Source organism: Xylanibacter rarus (genome assembly GCF_001275135.1).
In the GTDB taxonomy this organism is placed as follows: Bacteria; Bacteroidota; Bacteroidia; order Bacteroidales; family Bacteroidaceae; genus Prevotella; species Prevotella rara.
In genome coordinates, this window is the sequence record NZ_LFQU01000008.1 from 18,094 (window position 1) to 36,802 (window position 18,709).

Genomic DNA, 18,709 nt, shown 5'->3' on the forward strand with positions numbered 1-18,709 from the left:
ATTGAACGGTCTATTGTTTGCCATGTGTTGTTTGTCACCACATATAGGCTGTTTGTCACCACATAGTTTATCATAAGACTCATTGTTCATAAATTTGCATCAACTGAATGGCCGGCAATGCAGTTTTGTAAGGAAAAAAGCAACTATATTTCTTGCTTATATGCACCCGGACATAGAGGGCTGTTATTTGTTGTATGTCTTGAGCGGCCCTTATTTAGTAACTTTAGTTTTTATTTTATAGAAATACAAAATGGAAATTAAAACAAGTATTATGCTCGTTGTGTGTAGTATGTCATTGTTCTGTGCTTGTGATGATAAAAAACAGGCTACTCATGGCGAGGAGTATAAGACGCTTACTGTTACGCGTCGAGACTTTATGCTGCAATCTGCTTATACTGCAACACTTCAAGGGCGTCAGGCTGTTGAGGTGCGTCCGCAGGTCAGTGGCACGATTACAGACATACGTATAAATGAGGGAGATGCCGTTAAGCGTGGTCAGGTGCTGTTTGTCATTGATCAGGTGCCATATAAGGCTGCGCTCAGTACGGCAAAGGCTAATTTGGAGAGTGCGGAGGCAAAGTTGTGTACGGCCAAACTAACGGCAGATAGTAAAGAGGAACTTTGCAGGAGAAATGTTGTATCAGATTATGACAGGCAGACAGCCGTTAACTCTTTACGAGAGGCCAAGGCTGCTGTAGCTCAAGCCCGGGCTGAACTTACACGTGCTACTAATGACTTGTCTTATACAGAAGTGAAGAGTCCTGTTGATGGTGTTGCAAGTATGATACCTTATCGTGTCGGTGCATTGGTTGGCAGTACTATTGAAGAACCGCTTGTAACCGTGTCTGATGATTCTGAGATTTATGCTTATTTCTCTATGGCTGAGACACAGATGCTTGATCTTATAGAGGAGTATGGCTCACTTGATGAGGCTAAGAAAAAACTTCCTCCGGTCGGGTTGACGATGAGTAATGGCAACAAATACGATCTACAGGGACGTATTGATGCTATTGGCGGTACCGTTGATTCGGAGACTGGATCTATAGGATTTAGAGCTGTTTTCAGCAATCCCCGACATCTGTTGCGCAATGGTGGCAGTGCTTCTGTATTAGTTCCGTCCGTGCATAAGAATTGTATTGTGATACCTCAGTCGGCTACATATGAGCTTCAGAACAGAGTGTTTGTGTGGAAGATTGTTGACGGCAAGACAAAGTCTGCCCCTATAACAATTTATAAATATAACGATGGGAAAAACTATATTGTGCTATCCGGACTGGAACCGGGTGATGTCATTATTGCGGAGGGCGCAGGACTGATGCGTGAGGGTACGGTGGTTAGCACGGGAAAGAAGTCTGATTCCACAAAAAAATAAGGATTGCCAATGAAAATAAAAACTTTCATCGACCGGCCTATACTGGCCGGAGTAATATCCGTGCTGATATTCATTCTCGGAATTATAGGCTTGTTGCAGCTTTCTATCGAACAATTTCCTGAGATTGCACCACCTACGGTCAGCGTTTCGGCTACATATAGTGGGGCTAATGCTGAAACCGTGCAGAAGAGCGTGGTGGTGCCGCTGGAGGAAGCACTCAACGGTGTTGAAAATATGACCTATATGACTTCAACGTCATCTAATAATGGCTCTGCCAAAATCAGTGTATATTTCCGCCAGGGAACAGATCCTGACATGGCCACAGTCAACGTGCAGAACCGTATTGCCACAGCACAAGGACTGCTGCCGGCAGAGGTGACAAAGAGTGGTATTACCGTGCGAAAACGTCAGACAAGTAACATCAAGCAGTTGGCTGTTTATAGTCCTGATGATTCGTTTGATGAGGCTTTCCTTACCAACTATATGAAGATTAATATCGAACCGCGTCTTTCGCGTATTGCCGGTGTTGGTGAAGTTAATGTATTCGGATACGAATATTCCATGCGTATATGGTTAAATCCCAGTAAAATGAGACAGTATGGACTTGTACCGGCTGATATATCCGAAGTGCTTGACGAACAGAATGTGGAGGCCGCCACAGGCACTTTGGGTGCTGAGGCAAGTAACACTTTCCAGTATGTGCTGAAGTACCGAGGACGTTATGAGAATGAGGTTGATTATGAAAATCTTGTGATAAAGTCGCTTCCTGGTGGGGAAGTGCTGCGACTAAAAGATGTTGCCGCTATAGAACTGGGAACTAGAGCTTATGATTACATTAACGAAGTTAACGGTCATCCAGGTTGTAACATCATGATTGCTCAGACCTCAGGGTCAAATGCCAATGAGATAATAGAAGAGATCGACCGTACCGTGGACGAAATATCCAAAACGTTGCCAAAGGGTATAAAGATAGTGGATTTGATGAGTACGAAGGATTTTCTTGATGCTTCAATTAAGAACGTCATAAAAACGCTTGTCGAGGCAATAGTACTTGTGGTGCTTGTTGTCTATGTATTCCTTCAGAGTCTGCGTTCAACATTCATCCCCGCACTTTCAATCATAGTGTCGCTGGTCGGTACGTTTGCCTTTCTCTATGTGGCAGGCTTCAGCCTGAATATGCTTACTTTATTTGCGTTGGTGCTTGTAATCGGAACTGTAGTAGACGACGCCATCGTGGTTGTAGAGGCCGTTCAGGCCAAATTCGACGAGGGCTACCGTTCTTCATATCTTGCCACGGTCGATGCCATGGACGGTATCACGTCGGCGCTCGTCACTACAACATTTGTTTTCATGGCTGTGTTTATTCCTGTGAGTTTCATTGGAGGTACCACGGGTACATTCTACACTCAGTTTGGACTTACTATGGCTGCTGCTGTTGCCATATCGCTGGTCAATGCGTTGACGTTGAGTCCGGCTTTGTGCTCACTTATAATGACTCCACATGCCGATGCTTCTAACGGAAGCAAGTTAAGTTTTTCGTCGCGTTTCCATATAGCTTTCGACACAGCATTTGGCCGTCTTGTCATGAAGTATAAAAGAGGAGTAGCCTTTATGCTCCGGCGTAAATGGTTTGCCGGATTATTGCTGGTTATTGCCTGTGTTGGCTTTGCCATACTCATGGCAACCACAAAAACCGGCTTTGTGCCCAATGAGGATATGGGCACGGTGTTTGTTGATGTGCGTACATCGCCGGGCAATAGCGTAAGCCAAACCCGTAAGGTGATGGAGCAGGTGGATAGTTGCCTGCGCACTATACCGCAGATTGAGTTGCAGTCGAATACTACGGGCAACTCTACTTTGAGCGGTCAGGGTGCCTGCAACGGAATGTTCACGATACGTCTTAAAGATTGGAGTCTGCGTACTCACAAGGAGGATGCTCTGGATGCTGTGATAAGCGAGATACAGCGCATTACGGCTCCTATATCGGGTGCTGACATCATTGCCTTTACGCGTCCAATGATTCCTGGATACGGCACAAGTAGCGGATTTGAGGTATATGTGCAGGACCAGAAGGGAGGCACCACAGATGAGTTGTTAAAATATACGCGCCTGTTTATTGACTCTTTGAGCCGCCGTCCCGAGATAGGCCGTGCGACAACTTCATTTGACACCAAGTTTCCACAGTATCTCGTAGAGGTCGATGCTGCGCGATGCAAACGTAACGGAGTGTCACCAGCCGATGTGCTCAGCACGCTTTCCGGATACGTTGGCGGCAGCTATGCTTCAAATATGAACCGCTTCTCAAAACTTTACCGCATAATGGTGCAGGCACCGCCTGAGTTCAGGCTCGACACACGCTCACTAGATAATATGTTTGTGCGAAACTCAGACGGCCAAATGTCGCCTATAAGCCAATATTTAAAGCTCAAAAGAGTTTATGGCTCAGAAGTGCTCACACGCTTCAATTTGTTTTCTGCCATACAGGTAAACGGCTCGGCAGCTCAGGGATACAGCTCTGGCCAGGCCATAGAGGCTATAAAGGAGGTGGCAGACAAGACTTTGCCTACGGGCTATGGTTATGAGTTTGGAGGTATGTCGCGCGAGGAGTCTGACGCAGGCAATACGGCCACATTGGTGTTTGTTGTGTGTGTTGTGTTTATATATCTTATTCTCTGCGCTCTATATGAAAGTCTTTTCATTCCTTTGGCTGTCATTTTGTCCGTGCCGTTTGGCCTTGCCGGCAGTTTCATGTTTGCTAGGATTTTCGGTCTGGAAAATAACATATACTTGCAGACCGGTCTTATAATGCTCATCGGTTTGCTTTCAAAAACGGCTATCCTGCTTACCGAGTATGCCTCGGAGCGGCGTCGTGCCGGCATGTCGATAGCTCAGGCTGCAATTTCGGCTGCTGGCGTACGCCTCAGACCTATACTTATGACATCGCTCACAATGATTTTCGGTATGTTACCCATGATGTTTGCTACGGGTGTTGGTGCTAATGGCAATATATCCATAGGCGTAGGTACGGTGGGTGGAATGCTCGTGGGCACGGTGGCCCTGCTTTTTGTTGTTCCTCCGCTGTTTATGTTGTTTCAGTATATGCAGGAAAGGTTTATGCCGCAGCGACGCCAATAATGTGTAGACATAGTGTGATAATCTCATTTTAAATCAATGTTTGTTACTGCCAGAATCAGGTCATCTTTTTGGCAGTAACAAATCTTGGTTTATAGTAACAGGCGAACCAAGTCTGCGTGTCTGTTTGTTGTAAGTGCTTTATTTTATGTATTGATGATGTGGCAGATGGTTGTTGCTTGGGGTTCTTTTGTGCATTGTTCCTATGAATTGAGCCACACTTTAAGTGCAGAGGCTTTTTCACGGCTTATAATGATTGGCTCCTTGCAGTTGGGTGATGTTTTCATTACCCAGCGTCCGCCAAAGTAGGGCTCTATGCTTCTCACAGATTTTGCCGAGACGATAAACTGGCGGTTTGCTCTGAAGAAGTTTTTCGGGTCGAGTTGCTGCTCCAGGCTACTCAATGGCGGGTCTACAATATGCTCGGTTCCGGCCCATGTGGTGGCTATGGTTATTTTGTCTTCCGAGCGGAAGTATGCAACGTCGTCTATTTGCAATGTGTAAAGTTTCCGGCCTGCCGACACAAGCAGACGCTCGCGGTATGTATTAGCAGCGTCTTCGTGCATCGCTCTTGCAAGATATTTGCTGAGGCTGCCAAGAAGTCCGGCGTTGTGGTAGCGTTCAAATTTAGCTATTGCAGTCTCAAGACGCTCAACGCGTATAGGCTTTAGCAAGTAGTCAATACTGTTAAGGTCGAATGCCCTCAGTGCATACTCGTCGTAGGCTGTGGTGAATACAATCATACATTCGGTCGGCAGCTTGTCTACGAGTCCGAATGATGTGCCGTCAGAGAGTTGTATGTCGAGAAACATTATATCGGGACGGACGCCCGAATGGTCGAGCCACTGGGAGGCTTCGCTTATGCTGCCAGGCACAATATGTGTGTGCCATTCAGGTCTTATACTGTTCACCATACTAAAGAGCAGGCGGGCTGCCGGCAACTCGTCGTCTATTATTGCAGCAGTAATGTCAGTCATATATCATGGGGATTTTTACGGTAAAAGTATTGTTGTCGGCAATGATGCGTATGTCACGTCCACATAGCAGTCTGCAACGCTTTGACAAATTCTGAAGTCCGTGTCCTGAGGTGCCAATTACAGGCTTGGGTGTCAGCGTGTTGCTTACGGCCAGCCAGGGTGAGTCGTCGTTTTCTTCACACCATAGTTTTATGGTTGCGGGATTTGCCGTGTTAACGATGTTGTGCTTTATAACATTTTCTGTTAGCAACTGTAGTGTCAGTGGCGGCAGTTGCATGTAGCCCTCGATATTGTTGAGCTTTGTTTCAAGTTGTATGCAGTCGCCTAGCCGCACTCTTTGTAGCTGTAAGTAGGTTTGGGCAAACCTAATTTCTTCGTTGAGGCTTACACTTTGTTTCTCGTGGCAATCGAGAATGTAGCGGTATATGTCGGCCAAGTTGCGCGTAAATTCGGCTGCACCAGCTGGGTTATATTCTATTTCAGCCACGAGTGTATTCAGACTGTTGAATAGAAAATGGGGGTTTAGCTGACTTTGCAGAGCTGCATATTGTGCTTTGGCTGAGGCATCTTCCAGTTGTCGTGCCCTGCGGCGATGTTCTGCTATGTCGGCATAAAACCTGTTAATGAGTAACAGACTTACGGCCAGCAACTCTATTAGCCATACGCCCAGCAGTGCTCCGGCCCCTCGCCATGCCAAGGCCATCGGCCTTGGGGAGTGACCTATGACTTTGGTGGCCACAAGCAGCAGATAATTAGAGCAGAGTAGGGCTGCGGCTGCTATAGCAAGGAATGTGAACATGCGGCTGCGCTTTTTTATCCATGCGGGATAGGACGCACTCATGCGCCGGTTGACAAAGCGCAGGCTCAGACCAACACCGTTGAACAGCAGTAGTACGGCAATGATGCTTTCCGGTGTGGTCAGGTGCTGGCTACTTATGGCCGGCATGTCACCGCAAATTATGAGCAGCAGGTATGAGCAGCAGCCTATTGCAGAATAGACAAGTATGTCGGTGAGCACCGATCCATGCTGCAGGTTATTGTCATTAGTTGTCATATTTTTATATTACATGTGTGCGTCCGGCAATATGGAGTAGCATGCCGTTTGGATGCCTGTTTGGTGAAATACTGCGCTGCGAATGCAAAAATAATAAATTATTTTCAATATCCGTACACATATTCGAGTGAGCTTTTGGCCATGCAGGCATCAAGTTTTGAGGCTATGTGATTCCGACATGCATCGAGGTAGTATATCTGAGCGTTGATGACGTCTGTAACAGACACACTTCCTTCATAATATTTTTCTGTGGTCAGTCTGCGGCTTTCTTCTGCTTTGAGAAGTGAGCTTGCTGTCAGTTTTACCTGTTCGCATGCCTTTGTGTAGTTACATCTAGCCGTTTCGGCTTCAAGCTGCAGCCTGTCGGCAGTGCTTCTCATCTGTTCTTCGGCTACGGCTGTGGCATGTTTTCCCATACGTCGGGTGTTGCCCCTCTTTCCCCATTCGAATATAGGAATACTTAGTGTGGCATATACAGAATAGTTGGGGTCTGGAGCTGCCCTGAAGTCGTATCCAGGTGATGTGTAGCTTCCGTTGATGCCTACAGACAAGTTCGGCTTGTAGGCTGCATCGGCCATGCGTGCCTCATAGCCTTTTATGTCTATTTGTTTGCTCGCCATGGCCATCTCAGGACGATTGTATATACTTTGCCCCGTTGAAGGTATTGTTGTATCGGGACATAGCATGGTATCTGCCGGTATCATATCAGATGAACCGACACCAGCCAGCGAGTTTAGGGCAAGCCGAGCATTTTCGGCATCAGTTAGCGCACGCTGCAGTTGATATTCGGCATCGTTGAGACGCACTTCGGCTGTCAGAAGATCGTTGCGGCCGGTATATCCGTTGCTTACACGTAATGCTACAGCCTCTGCAAGTGCGGCTGCGGCATCACGATGTCTCTGTGCCACTGTTACCATTTCGCGTGTTGCTACATAGTTCCAGTATGTCTGATCGGCTTGATATATAAGATTGTTGGTTATGCGTTTTTTCTCGAATGCAGCATTCTCACTTTCTGTTTTGGCCTTTCCGTAGGAAGCCTTGAGCAGTCCGCCCGTGTAGATTGGTTGAGCCATTGTCAGCGATGCACCGTATTTTGTGTTTCTGCCGTTGAACGTGTAGCTGCGGCCGCCGTCTGTACTCGGCAGTGCTATGTTCAGTTCGAGTGGATTACCTGTATATTTAGCGTCGGCGTTGCCCGTAATCTTTGGTTTAAAGTCTGCTTTTGCCGCTGCTGCATTTTCTTTATATACTTCTAATGCGTGTGTGGCGGCTTTTACGTCGTGGCTATAGGCTTCCACCTGACGGCGGTATGCCTGTAGCATAGCCGCATCTTTAGCTTCAGCGTTTGTGCTTATGGCAGTCAACGCCGCATATATTGTTATTATATGTTTTATTTTCATACTTTGTCTGTTGCTTGTTATGCATGTTTACATGTTTCTGTCGTATCTTCGGCTTGCTTTGCTGCTTCTGGATAGAATATGGCATATAGGGCAGGAGTGGCAAAGAGAGTGAGCAGCGTGGCAAATGAAAGACCGAACACGATTGTTGCTGCCATGCCTCCGAACACAATGTCGAACAGCAGTGGTATGCTGCCGAATACTGTTGTTGCGGCAGCCATGAGCACCGGACGTGTACGCGATACTGTTGCCTCTACTATAGCCGTAGATGGTGGTACGCCTGCGCGTCTCTGCAGATTGACTTCATCGAGTAATACGATGATGTTTTTTATTATCATACCCAGCAATCCGAGCCATCCGGCAATGCAGAAGAAACCGAATTGAAAACCCGTGACGAGCATGCCGACAACTACGCCTATGATTGAGAGTGGAAGAATGAGAAATATTATTAGCGGTTGCTTGAAGTTGCCGAATAGCATTACGAGGATTACCACCAGGAATATTATGGCCAGTGGAAAATACTTGGTCAGTGCGGCCATGGCCTCTTGCTGGTCCTTATACTGAGAGTCCCAGAAGAAGGTGTAACCTGGTGGTAGTTTTATCTGTTCTATCTCGTTGCGTATTTCGGCATGTACTTCCTTCATAGTGTGTCCGTGTTTAACGTCACACTGGGCTGCCATTGACAGCCGCCTGTTGTATGTTTTCATTAGCGGCCATTCCCATCCCGTGCTTATGCTGTCTGCAAGCTGTGCCAACGGAGCTGAGTTTGTGCCGTTCCATACAGCCAGGTCGCCCAACGCGTCTTGTGATATCATGCCCTTGGTGTTTGTGTGTAACATCACAGGCACCTGCTTGTCCGCATCTCTGTATATGCCTACTGCAACTCCGTCGGCAGTGCTTTTCACGGCGGTCATCATGTCGGCTTTTCCTAGTCCAAGCCTTCCTGCTTTTACAGGATTGTACGGAGTGGTCATCGTCATGGCCTTGTTGCCCCATTCATTGCGTGCATTCATAACCTTGGGATTGCGTCTCATTATTTCTATTGCCACATTGGTCAGCGAATCGAGTACGCGTGGATCATCGCCGCTGAAGCGTGCCTCTATGAGGGCCTGTGGTACAGAGTTCAGCTCAAAGCTATTTACGCGTACTAATGCATCAGGGAAAGCTTGTGATATTTCGTTCTGCAGTTTCTGTTGCATGTTTCTGGCAGCCTCAGGGCTGACGGCTTCAACCAGGCACTGGGCATAGTTGCTTTGAGGACCGTAAGCTGCGTTGGCCAGATAGTAGCGTGGAGGCGTCTGCCCCGTAAATGTTGAAACGTGCTTTATGTCTTTGCGTCGTCTCAGCGTGTCAGCCAATGCTTGTGTCTGTTCTGCAGTCTGCTCTATGCGCGTTCCTTCTGGCAACCACAGGTCTATTGTGAAGTACTGCTTGTTAAGCAATGGCATAAATTGCTGCGGGATGAGCTTGAAAGCAACTGCGCTTAGAATGAGCAATGTGACAAGGCATGCAGTAACGGCATATCTGTGGCTTATCGTCAAGCGTAGGGCTTTTCTGAACATATCGTAAAGTCTGCCTCTGAACAGTTCCCCCTTGAGCTCATCAGGACGTGGACGGCGCACAAACTCTTGTACGAAAAACACGTTTTGCGTTATGGCTAGAATCCAACTAAGCAGCAACGATACTGCTATCACGATGAATAGAGACGATAGAATTTCACCCGTTATGTGTGGAGAGAGGTATACGGGCAAAAATGTCAGCACAGCTATTAATGTTGCACCTAATAGTGGCATGGCTGTGGTGCCCACGGCTGACAGTATGGCCGGGCGTTTGCGCATGCCGCGCTGCATGTTTACCAATGCCGCGTCATATACCACGATAGCGTTGTCTACGAGCATACCCATGGCTATTATTATGGCTGCAAGTGACATTCGTTGCAGGGCAATACCTGTTGCGCACATGTATATCAATGTGCCGAAGATAGAGAAAACTAGTCCGCTGCCTATTAGTATGCCGTTCTTTATTCCTATGAATAGAAGTAGTACGCCAGCTACGGTTATTACAGATATTATAAGGTTTAGCACAAAACCCTCGTTGGCCTCGGCTGACTCATGTCCTTGGTCGTATATTGTCTGCAGGCTGTATCCTTCGGGCAGTGTTTGTCTGGCTTCGTCTATGTATGCTGCAACACGTTCCGACATATCAACCACATTGCCGTCGGCCACAGTAGATATGGCCATACCTACGGCCGGCTGTCCGTCGGTCCGCATTTGGTTGCGTGCGGGATGGCGGTAACCTTCGCTTATATGAGCTACCTCGCCAAGCCTGATGTAGGCTCCGTCCCGTCCCACAATCGTTAGTTGTTCTAGTTCTTCAAGACTACCAAAACTGCCGGTAGCCTCTACTCTTATGCGATTGTGTTCGGTTTCTATAGCACCGGCATCTACAATTCTATTTTGTCTGTCGAATGCTGCTGTTATGTCAGACATGGTTATTCCGCTGGCTGCCAATAGCGAAGGATCGGCTTCTATGTCTATGGTGCGGTCCTGCAGTCCGAACAGCTCTACGCGGGCTACATCTTTTATGCCCAACAGACCATTTTTTAAACTGTCTGCCTTGTCTTCAAGCTCCCGCCAGCTGTGGTTAGATGAACTTAGAGCGTAGAACACTCCGAGTACATCGCCGAAGTCATCGTTTACTACTGGGCGACCGGCTCCTGTTGGCAGATGTGGTTGGGCGTCGTTCACCTTACGTCGCAGTTTGTCCCACAACTGCTGCATGTCAGCAGCGCGTATTTCTTTTTTCACGTAAACGGTAATCTTCGACAGCCCTGCCCTGTTTTCGCTTTTCAGATAATAGAGCTCGCCAAGTTCCTGTATTGATTCTTCGAGCACGTCTGTCACTTGCTCTCTAACCTCAGCCGGTGAGGCTCCCGGATACGATGTTGTCACCACAGCCTGTTTAATTGTGAATGGGGCGTCTTCAAGTTTGCCCATGTTGCCATAGGCAATTATACCACCCGCAAGCACAAGTGCCAGTACCAACCAGCTCAGCGCTCTGTTTCGTAAGCAAAATTCAGCTGCGCCTCTCATTGTTGCATTCCTCCTTTCCGGTTAGCAACGGCCTGTGTGGCCACGGTGTCGCCTTCATTGAGCATGGCTTGACCTGCAGTGGCCACGCATTCGCCTGCTTTTAGACCACTACAAATCTCTATCATACCTCCGCCTAAAAGGCGTCCCGTGGTCACGTTACGTCGGCTAACCCGTCCGCTGTTGTCTATCGTCCAAACACAACTGCCTCCAGAGGATGGACTCCATACTGCTTTCTGAGGTACGGCTACTCCAACAAACTTATTTGAAGTCTGTCCAATGAGCATGTTGCCAGACATGCCGCCTGGCAGGTGTGATTTGCCATTGTCTATCAATGCTGTCAGTTTGAAGGCCATATTGTTACCCGTGGCGGTACGTGTTATATATGTTTCTGCCGGTCTGAATGTCCTGCCGCTCATGCGGTCAAAGCTTATCAGACATGTCCTGCCGCCTATGTTCTGTTGTAGTTGTGCGGCTATGTCTTCTGGTACGTAGGCCTCTGCCTTTATGCGTGACATATCTATAAACGTAACCACTGGCTGTCCTGCTGCCACGTCCTGATAGCGTTCTACATGTTGTGTCTGTACATATCCGCTGAAAGGAGCTATGAGTCGTGTACGGTCCAATTCATCTGCAGCCATGTCATAGTCTGCTTTTGCGCGTTCATAATCGGCTCTTGCATGTTCATACTCCTGTTCGGCTATGTTGCCGGCTTTAAATAAGCGTGTAGTACGCTCGTATTCAGCCTTAGCCTGATGGCATATTGCCGCTGCTCGTCTTTTCCTTACAATGAAGTCACGTGCGTCGAGTGCGGCTATCACCTCTCCGCGTCTGAAGAACTGACCTTCTTGAACGTCAAGTTTGACTATATGGCCGCCAACTCTGAAGGCGAGTTCGGCTGTGCGGCAAGGCTCAGATATGAAAGGATACTTGCGGGCCGATGTATCGGCCATACTTTCAGCCATGGCCACGTCCACAGTGCGTACCGTGCCAGGAGCATCATGTCGGCCACTGCACGATACGGCCATAATGGCAGACGACAGAATCAGAAGCATGTTTTTTCTAATCGTAATCATCGTTTTTTCTGTTAAGTTTGTATGCTTTTTATTCGCAAAGATAACATGTAGCATGGGCAAATGTCAATACAAATATTACTGAAGCAGCTCTATCTGTATCTGAATGCGCATCATCGGTCTCTGGAACGAAATGATTTGACATGGATTATAATGCATGGGTTGATTGTTGTGGATACAGTGAAATAATGATTTGTATTATTGCAGGATTTCGTATTGATATGTTGGGTATATGATAAATTTGCTGATAATAATGTGATATGATTTTCTTGTCTGAGAAATAAAAGTAAAGTATGTGTGTTGGCTTAATGCGTGATGAATTTTTACAATAATTATTGTATAAGCTGAAAGTTTGATGACATACTTTGGGCTCAAATTATTAACCTATCGTTTACGGCAAAAAACTAGGCCACTTTTAAAGTAAAAGTGGCCTAGTTTTTTGCCGTAAACATCTGCTTACATTTTACAATTCTTAAGTTATTTGTCTACGTGTTCATTGCTCCGCATTGTGGGCAAATACCCTTGTGTCTTAGACCTGCTCCACATTTGCCGCAGGTGTAGTTGCATTTAGCACGTTTGAAGTAGATTTTTACGGCAAAGTAGGTGTATGCGGCCAAGAGTGGATAGCCGATGTAATAAAGCGTGGCTATAGAGAATATTATATAGTTTGCGGCGCAGATGCCAGCCAGTCCGCAGAGGTATAGTAAAGCTTCCGCCGGTGGCAAAAGGCGGCGTACAATGTCGGCTACAGCCAGAGAAAGAATGAGCATAGTCCATACGGCAGCCAAGAAGATGGCTAGGACGGGTGGTACATTTAGGGGATTGAGCGTGGGATGGAAGTAGAAATGGCGCCATGTGTCTGGCTCAAAGTTCTGTATGCTTGAGTAGATGACTGCAGCTGTAGCCACGGTGAGGGCTAGCAGCGTGGGATAGAATGTGCCTATGTCATTGAAGTGAACTATTCTAGCATTGCGGCGCAGTAGGGTGCGCATAAGATATGCCACGGATATTGTGCTGATGACGATAAGAAAGATGAGAAGGTGGGTATCGGAGAATATTGATATGAACTGTGATATTGGGTCGCTGGGTACAGTTGAAGCCAATAGCATCTGCTCGCGTGTCCAACCGAAGGTTTCTTGGTCACGTGCTACTTGTATCCATACAGAGTCGGCAGTTGTAGATGGCATTACTCTGATGTCGGCAACGACGATATGGTCGTGCTTGTAGACGGATACAGAGTCGGTCTGCATACCGTTAAGCAATTCTTCTGGCTGCTGGCGCAGCAGTACAAGCGAGTCTGTCTTCACTACGAAGTTGTAGTTTAACGAATAGTGGTGGATGCGTTCAAAAGCGGCAGTGTCTGGCTGTGCAGTAGCTACCGTCTTGGTTTTACTGCGCCCTGTGTTGTGATAGCATGACGACAGCGTGGATGTCAGTATCATAAGGATTGCCAGTATACAGGTGTATAGGGCTTTAGCGGCGTATTTTTTTTTGTTTGTTGCATGGCTATGTATTGCGAGTGTTTCTTGTCGGGAAGGAGACTGGATTAAATCTACTTGTCGGCAATGACGTTCATTTGGCATCGTGCACAGTCAAACTGCAGTTTGAAACGGCGGCCGTCTGTCATGCGCAGGTATAGGGGACTTTTGAGACTATGTGGTTGTCCGCCTTGGCGTGTGCACATGCCCAGAGCATGACGCAGGCAGTAGCGGCACTGCATGAGCAGGGCGTGTGGCGGCATGTTGATCTCTGGGGCTGGTATCGCTTTAGTTTGTTGCGACTTGTAGAATTCTGCCGCCTTGTTATTGGCAACATTATACAGATACGGATAGGCTGCAGGATATGTGTTGCTGCCGCCTTTTTCTGTTTTTGTATTTGCCGCTTTGCTACTTGCCTCCGTGCGTGCGTCTGCTGTAGCCTGTCTGAGGGCTTGCTCCAGTTTTTGGATAATGTCGCGTCTCATGTGAGACAGGAGGCTCGATGGTATAAACGTTTTTATTCCATCTTGTGGAACTGACACGTCGGTGCACTTAAAAGGTGTGTTACCAAGTCGTGTCAGTTGACGCACAATATTGTCGGTCTGTGGCTTCTGCGCAGTTTGCGGCTCACATTGTAACTCTGTAATGGCACTGACACTGTCGGCAGTTGCCGTCAGTATTATGTTGCCTGGGGCAGATTCTTTCAGACTCATTGTTATGTTTATCTTGCGTTCGGCACTTTTGCCCGTAAGAAGTTTCTCGAATGCTTGGTCGCTGTTGCGGTAGAGAGCCTGGCCGCGACTCAATCCGGAAGGCATCCTTTGAGGGAATATGGTGTTGCCTTGTGCCCTGTTGACTCTGAATCCCTGCAGCTCATCATTTCCGTTGAAAAAGCACAGACCATCGCCATTGGAAAAGGCTGCAGTGCCAGCTACGGTAATATCGTTGCGGTTTATTGACTTTACCGTGCCCACATACTGACCTATAGCCTTTGGGGTGAGTGGTGAACTCATGTCAGCGCTGCGTCCATCTGCAAAATAGTGGGTGAAGCCTCGACTGAATGTCTTATCAAGATTTGGTTCAAAAGTATAATAGCTGCGGCCGAGCGAAGCGCGGCAGTAGCGTCCGTTGCTGCGTGCTATTATATCGTTAAGCTTGCGGCTATAGGCTGCAGTTACGTTTTTCACATATGTTATATCCTTTAGCCTGCCTTCAATCTTGAGCGATGTAGCTCCACTGTCGAGCAGTGTCTCAAGGCGGTCTATGAGGCATAGGTCCTTGAGTGACAGCAAGTGGCGTCCGCGTTCAATGACGTTGCCGTGTTCATCCTCTAAATCGAATTTTAAGCGACAGAACTGGGCGCATTCGCCCCTGTTGGCACTGCGCCCAAAACAATACTGCGAAGCGTAGCATTGTCCTGAATAGCTTACACACAAGGCACCATGGGACAAACACTTCGAGTTCGACGTCCGGCACGGCTTTGTGAATTTGTGCGATCTCTGTTGCCGAGAGTTCACGGGCAAGTACGACACGGCTGAATCCCTGTGAGGCTAGCCATTTTACTTTATCTGCTGTACGGTTATCAGTCTGCGTACTGGCATGGATGGGTATAGGCGGAAGTCCGCCTCCAGAGGCAATCATTGAGGCTAGAGCCATATCTTGTACCAGTATGGCATCTGCACCAGCCTCATATAGTTGCGATATAAGCTCTTTGGTGGCACAAAGTTCATTGTCATAGATAATGGTGTTCACAGTCACGTAGACTTTGGCCATGAACGTGTGGGCATACTCGCATAGTGCCTTGATGTCGCTGAGGGTATTGCCTGCTGCGGCTCTTGCTCCGAAGCGGCTTGCTCCTATATATACGGCATCTGCTCCGTGATCGATGGCGGCTATGCCGCATTCCAGGTTTTTGGCCGGAGCCAAAAGTTCTATAGCTTTACTCAATTTTGTTTATGTCGTAAGGGGTTTCTTGATATACGTAATAGTTAATCCAGTTGCTGAAAAGGAGATTGGCATGAGCCCGCCAGCGCACCAACGGAGGATTGTCCGGGTTGTCGTCTGCATAGTAGTTTACAGGCATCTCCACATCGTCACGCTTGCCTATGTCGCGGCGGTATTCTTTGTCGAGTGTATCAGGTGAATATTCGAGATGACCTGTTATGAAGAACTCTCTTCCGCCGCGGGCCATCACTATGCTTACACCGCTTTCAGCTGACTCGGCTATGAGCTGTAAGCCTGAAGTTGCCTCAATATCCTGTTTGCGTATCTCTGTGTGTCTGCTCTGTGGCATGTAGAAAAAGTCGTCAAAGCCTCTGAATATGGGTAAAAGCGGCATGAGTGTGTGTTGCTTGAACACACCGAACATCTTCTTTGGCAGTGGATATTTGGGTATGCCATAATGATAGTAGAGCCCTGCCTGTGCAGCCCAGCATATATATAATGTGCTGGTGACATGATTGCGTGCCCATGCAAAAATTTTAGTTACTTCCTCCCAATATGTCACTTCTTCGAAAGCATAGTTCTCAACAGGTGCACCGGTAATGATCATTCCGTCGAACTTTTTGTCTTTCAGAACGTCAAAGTCTTTATAAAAAGCCATCATGTGCTCGATTGGAGTATTCTTCGGTGTGTGGCTTTTAAGCTTCATGAAGGTTATATCCATCTGTAGTGGTGTGTTCGACAGCAGACGTATCAAGTCGGTCTCTGTCGTAATCTTCAGAGGCATGAGGTTTAATATGACGATGTGCAGAGGGCGTATGTCCTGCGTGTGAGCCCTGGAACTGTCCATGACAAAGATATTCTCTTTCTTAAGAATGTCTATTGCCGGCAGCTTGTCTGGTATTCGTAATGGCATCTTTTTATTCTCTCTTTCTCATTAACGTGTGGCAAACTTACATAAAAAAAACGATATAGCGTATGATTGGCACCGAAAAACTTTTGTGGGGATGAAGTTTGTCATATAAAAAAGCCCCATGGGAAAGTTTCCATGGGGCTATAAGATATCAGCCTACTTTCAGGCTTGATTAATTCAACATGTCTTCAACGATGTTGTCACTGAGGTGAAATTACCAAAGTTTTACTCGTTTGTCTGCCGGCAGATAAAGTTTGTCTGTAGGTTTAACGTTGAAAGCTTCGTACCATGCGTCGATATGTGGCAGTGCACCGTTTACGCGCCATTCGCCGAGAGAGTGAGGATCGCTCTTTGTACGGTTACGTATCTCCTCTTCTGTAATGTTTGCAGCCCATACGCCTGCATAAGCCAAGAAGAAACGCTGGTCGGCTGTAAGGCCGTCAATCTCTTTCAGAGGAGCGTCCTTTGTGGCGTTCTTATATGCATTGTATGAAACCTGCAGACCGCCGTGGTCGGCAATGTTTTCGCCAAGTGTGAGTTTACCGTTGGCATTGAGGTCAGGCAGAACTTTGATTGCAGAGAAGAAGTCAACGCAAACCTGTGCACGCTTATTGAAGTTTTCAGCGTCGCTGGCTGTCCACCAGTCAATCATGTTTCCGTTCTTGTCATAGTTGCGTCCCTGATCGTCGAATCCGTGAGTCATCTCATGGCCGATAACAACACCGATGGCACCATAGTTGAATGCATCGTCTGCTTCAGGATCAAAGAAAGGACGCTGCAGGATTCCTGCCGGGAAGCAAATCTCGTTGGTTGTCGGATTATAGTATGCATTGACGGTCTGAGGTGTCATGAACCACTCATCCTTATCAACCGGTTTGCCTGCACGATAGTTGATGTCCCACTCGTTCCAGAACTTGCGGCAGTTCTGTACGTTCTCATAGTAAGACAATTTGGGGTCGATTGTCAGGCCTGACATATCTTTCCATTTATTTGGATAACCGATCTTTACGTAGAAAGCATCGAGTTTGTCGAGTGCAGCCTTCTTTGTGTCGTCACTCATCCAGTCCTGAGCCTTGATTCTTTCAGCAAGAGAAATCTGCAGGTTCTTTACGAGCTTTTCCATACGCTCTTTTGAAGATGCGGGGAAGTAACGCTCAACATACATCTTGCCGAGAGCTTCACCCATCTGGCTTTCTACCTGACTTGTTGCACGCTTCCAACGTGGATGGTCTTCCTTACGGCCAGACATTGTCTTTCCGAAGAAGTCGAAGTTGGCAGCAATTACGTCATCGCTCAGGTAGCCTGCTGCTGAGAGGATAACATCCCATTCCATATAAGCACGCATTTCGTCTGCTGTCATCTCAGAGAGAATCTTGTCTGCACCCTTTACGAAAGCAGGCTGACCTACAACGAGTTCCTTGAAGTACTCGCTCTTTACGCCTTCTGCGTTCAGAAGTTGTGTTAAGCCTACGTGAGGATAGTTGCTCTCAAAGTTCTGAATAGTCATCTTGTTGTAGTTGGCAGCAACGTCACGCAGCTCTGTGCTTGACTTAGAAACCTTTGCCAGCGCAGTTTCTACTTTCATGATGCTCTCCATCTTCTTCTTGGCTGCAGCGTCAGAGAAACCAAAGAGTTTGAACATGCGCTCAATATGCTTCTTGTAAGCCTCTCTTATGGCTGTTGTTGCGGGGTCTGTGTCAAGATAATATTCCTTCTGGCCGAGGCATATACCACCCTGATATATATTCAGGATGTTCATTGTGGCGTTCTTTTCATCAGCTCCAAATCCGATGCCCATAGGCACTCCATAGCCGAATGTAGCATATTTAAGCTGCACCTTGCGGAGGTCAGCCACGGTCTTGGCCTTTTCTATCTCATTTATGAGCGGCATAACAGGCTTTACGCCTTCCTTGTTGCGGCGCACAGAGTCCATTGCAAGCTTGTAGAAGTCGCTTAACTTGCGCTCTGTGGTGCCCTGCGGATATTCTTTCTTCAGCAGGTCGCTCAAGATTGTGTTAACGCGTTTGTTGTTGTCGAGTCCGAGCTGATCAAAGCTTCCGAAGCGTGAATAAGCTGCGGGCAGCGGATTGTTTTTCATCCATCCGCCACATGCGTACTGATAGAAATCATCAGCTGGTCTGACACTGTTGTCGAGATTCTTCAGGTCGATTCCCGACGTCAGCTGTGCCTGTGCGCCTGCTGTCAGTGAGGCAGAGGCAAATAGCACTGCTGGGATAATGTGTTTCATTTTCATAATTTTTTAATTTAAGTTGATGGTATTTG

At 47.4% G+C, this 18,709-nt stretch carries 10 protein-coding genes and 1 pseudogene; 2 read left to right on the plus strand and 9 right to left on the minus strand.

The annotated features are described in order from the left end of the window. Positions 1-250 precede the first annotated feature (250 nt). Together ACU52_RS05665 and ACU52_RS05670 are read left to right on the plus strand one after the other, a co-directional pair. On the plus strand, positions 251-1,372 hold the full coding sequence (locus tag ACU52_RS05665; RefSeq protein WP_239684877.1) for an efflux RND transporter periplasmic adaptor subunit: 1,122 nt from the start codon (positions 251-253) through the stop codon (positions 1,370-1,372). A gap of 9 nt (positions 1,373-1,381) precedes the next feature. Then, entirely contained in the window at positions 1,382-4,507 is a 3,126-nt protein-coding gene (locus ACU52_RS05670; protein ID WP_053398077.1) for an efflux RND transporter permease subunit, read from the plus strand. Positions 4,508-4,707: 200 nt separating this feature from the next. Here the strand turns inward: ACU52_RS05670 and ACU52_RS05675 are convergent, their stop codons facing one another. The 9 genes and pseudogenes from ACU52_RS05675 to ACU52_RS05715 form a co-directional block, all read right to left on the minus strand. Next, positions 4,708-5,481, minus strand: coding sequence for a LytR/AlgR family response regulator transcription factor (locus tag ACU52_RS05675; RefSeq protein WP_053398078.1), 774 nt, complete (start codon positions 5,479-5,481; stop codon positions 4,708-4,710). After that, the gene (locus ACU52_RS05680; protein WP_053398079.1) at positions 5,474-6,535 is read right to left on the minus strand and encodes a sensor histidine kinase; all 1,062 of its coding nucleotides are present in this window, start codon (positions 6,533-6,535) and stop codon (positions 5,474-5,476) included. The genes ACU52_RS05675 and ACU52_RS05680 overlap by 8 nt, the downstream gene beginning before the upstream one ends. Positions 6,536-6,639: 104 nt before the next feature. Next, the gene (locus ACU52_RS05685) at positions 6,640-7,935 is read right to left on the minus strand and encodes a TolC family protein (protein ID WP_082335181.1); all 1,296 of its coding nucleotides are present in this window, start codon (positions 7,933-7,935) and stop codon (positions 6,640-6,642) included. Positions 7,936-7,952: 17 nt separating this feature from the next. After that, on the minus strand, positions 7,953-11,024 hold the full coding sequence (locus tag ACU52_RS05690) for an efflux RND transporter permease subunit (protein WP_053398080.1): 3,072 nt from the start codon (positions 11,022-11,024) through the stop codon (positions 7,953-7,955). Next, the gene (locus ACU52_RS05695) at positions 11,021-12,097 is read right to left on the minus strand and encodes an efflux RND transporter periplasmic adaptor subunit (protein ID WP_162207749.1); all 1,077 of its coding nucleotides are present in this window, start codon (positions 12,095-12,097) and stop codon (positions 11,021-11,023) included. The genes ACU52_RS05690 and ACU52_RS05695 overlap by 4 nt, the downstream gene beginning before the upstream one ends. 482 nt (positions 12,098-12,579) lie before the next feature. Beyond that, positions 12,580-13,536, minus strand: coding sequence for a zinc ribbon domain-containing protein (locus ACU52_RS05700; RefSeq protein ID WP_053398082.1), 957 nt, complete (start codon positions 13,534-13,536; stop codon positions 12,580-12,582). 110 nt (positions 13,537-13,646) lie between these two features. After that, positions 13,647-15,519, minus strand: a pseudogene (locus tag ACU52_RS05705) (peptidase U32 family protein). Continuing rightward, the gene (gene metA / locus ACU52_RS05710) at positions 15,512-16,429 is read right to left on the minus strand and encodes a homoserine O-acetyltransferase MetA (protein WP_053398083.1); all 918 of its coding nucleotides are present in this window, start codon (positions 16,427-16,429) and stop codon (positions 15,512-15,514) included. Before metA ends, ACU52_RS05705 begins: the two are co-directional and overlap by 8 nt. A 211-nt stretch (positions 16,430-16,640) precedes the next feature. After that, positions 16,641-18,680 carry a M13 family metallopeptidase gene (locus ACU52_RS05715; RefSeq protein WP_053398084.1) on the minus strand — a complete coding sequence of 680 codons (2,040 nt, stop codon included), beginning with the start codon at positions 18,678-18,680 and terminating at the stop codon, positions 16,641-16,643. Positions 18,681-18,709: the final 29 nt, after the last annotated feature.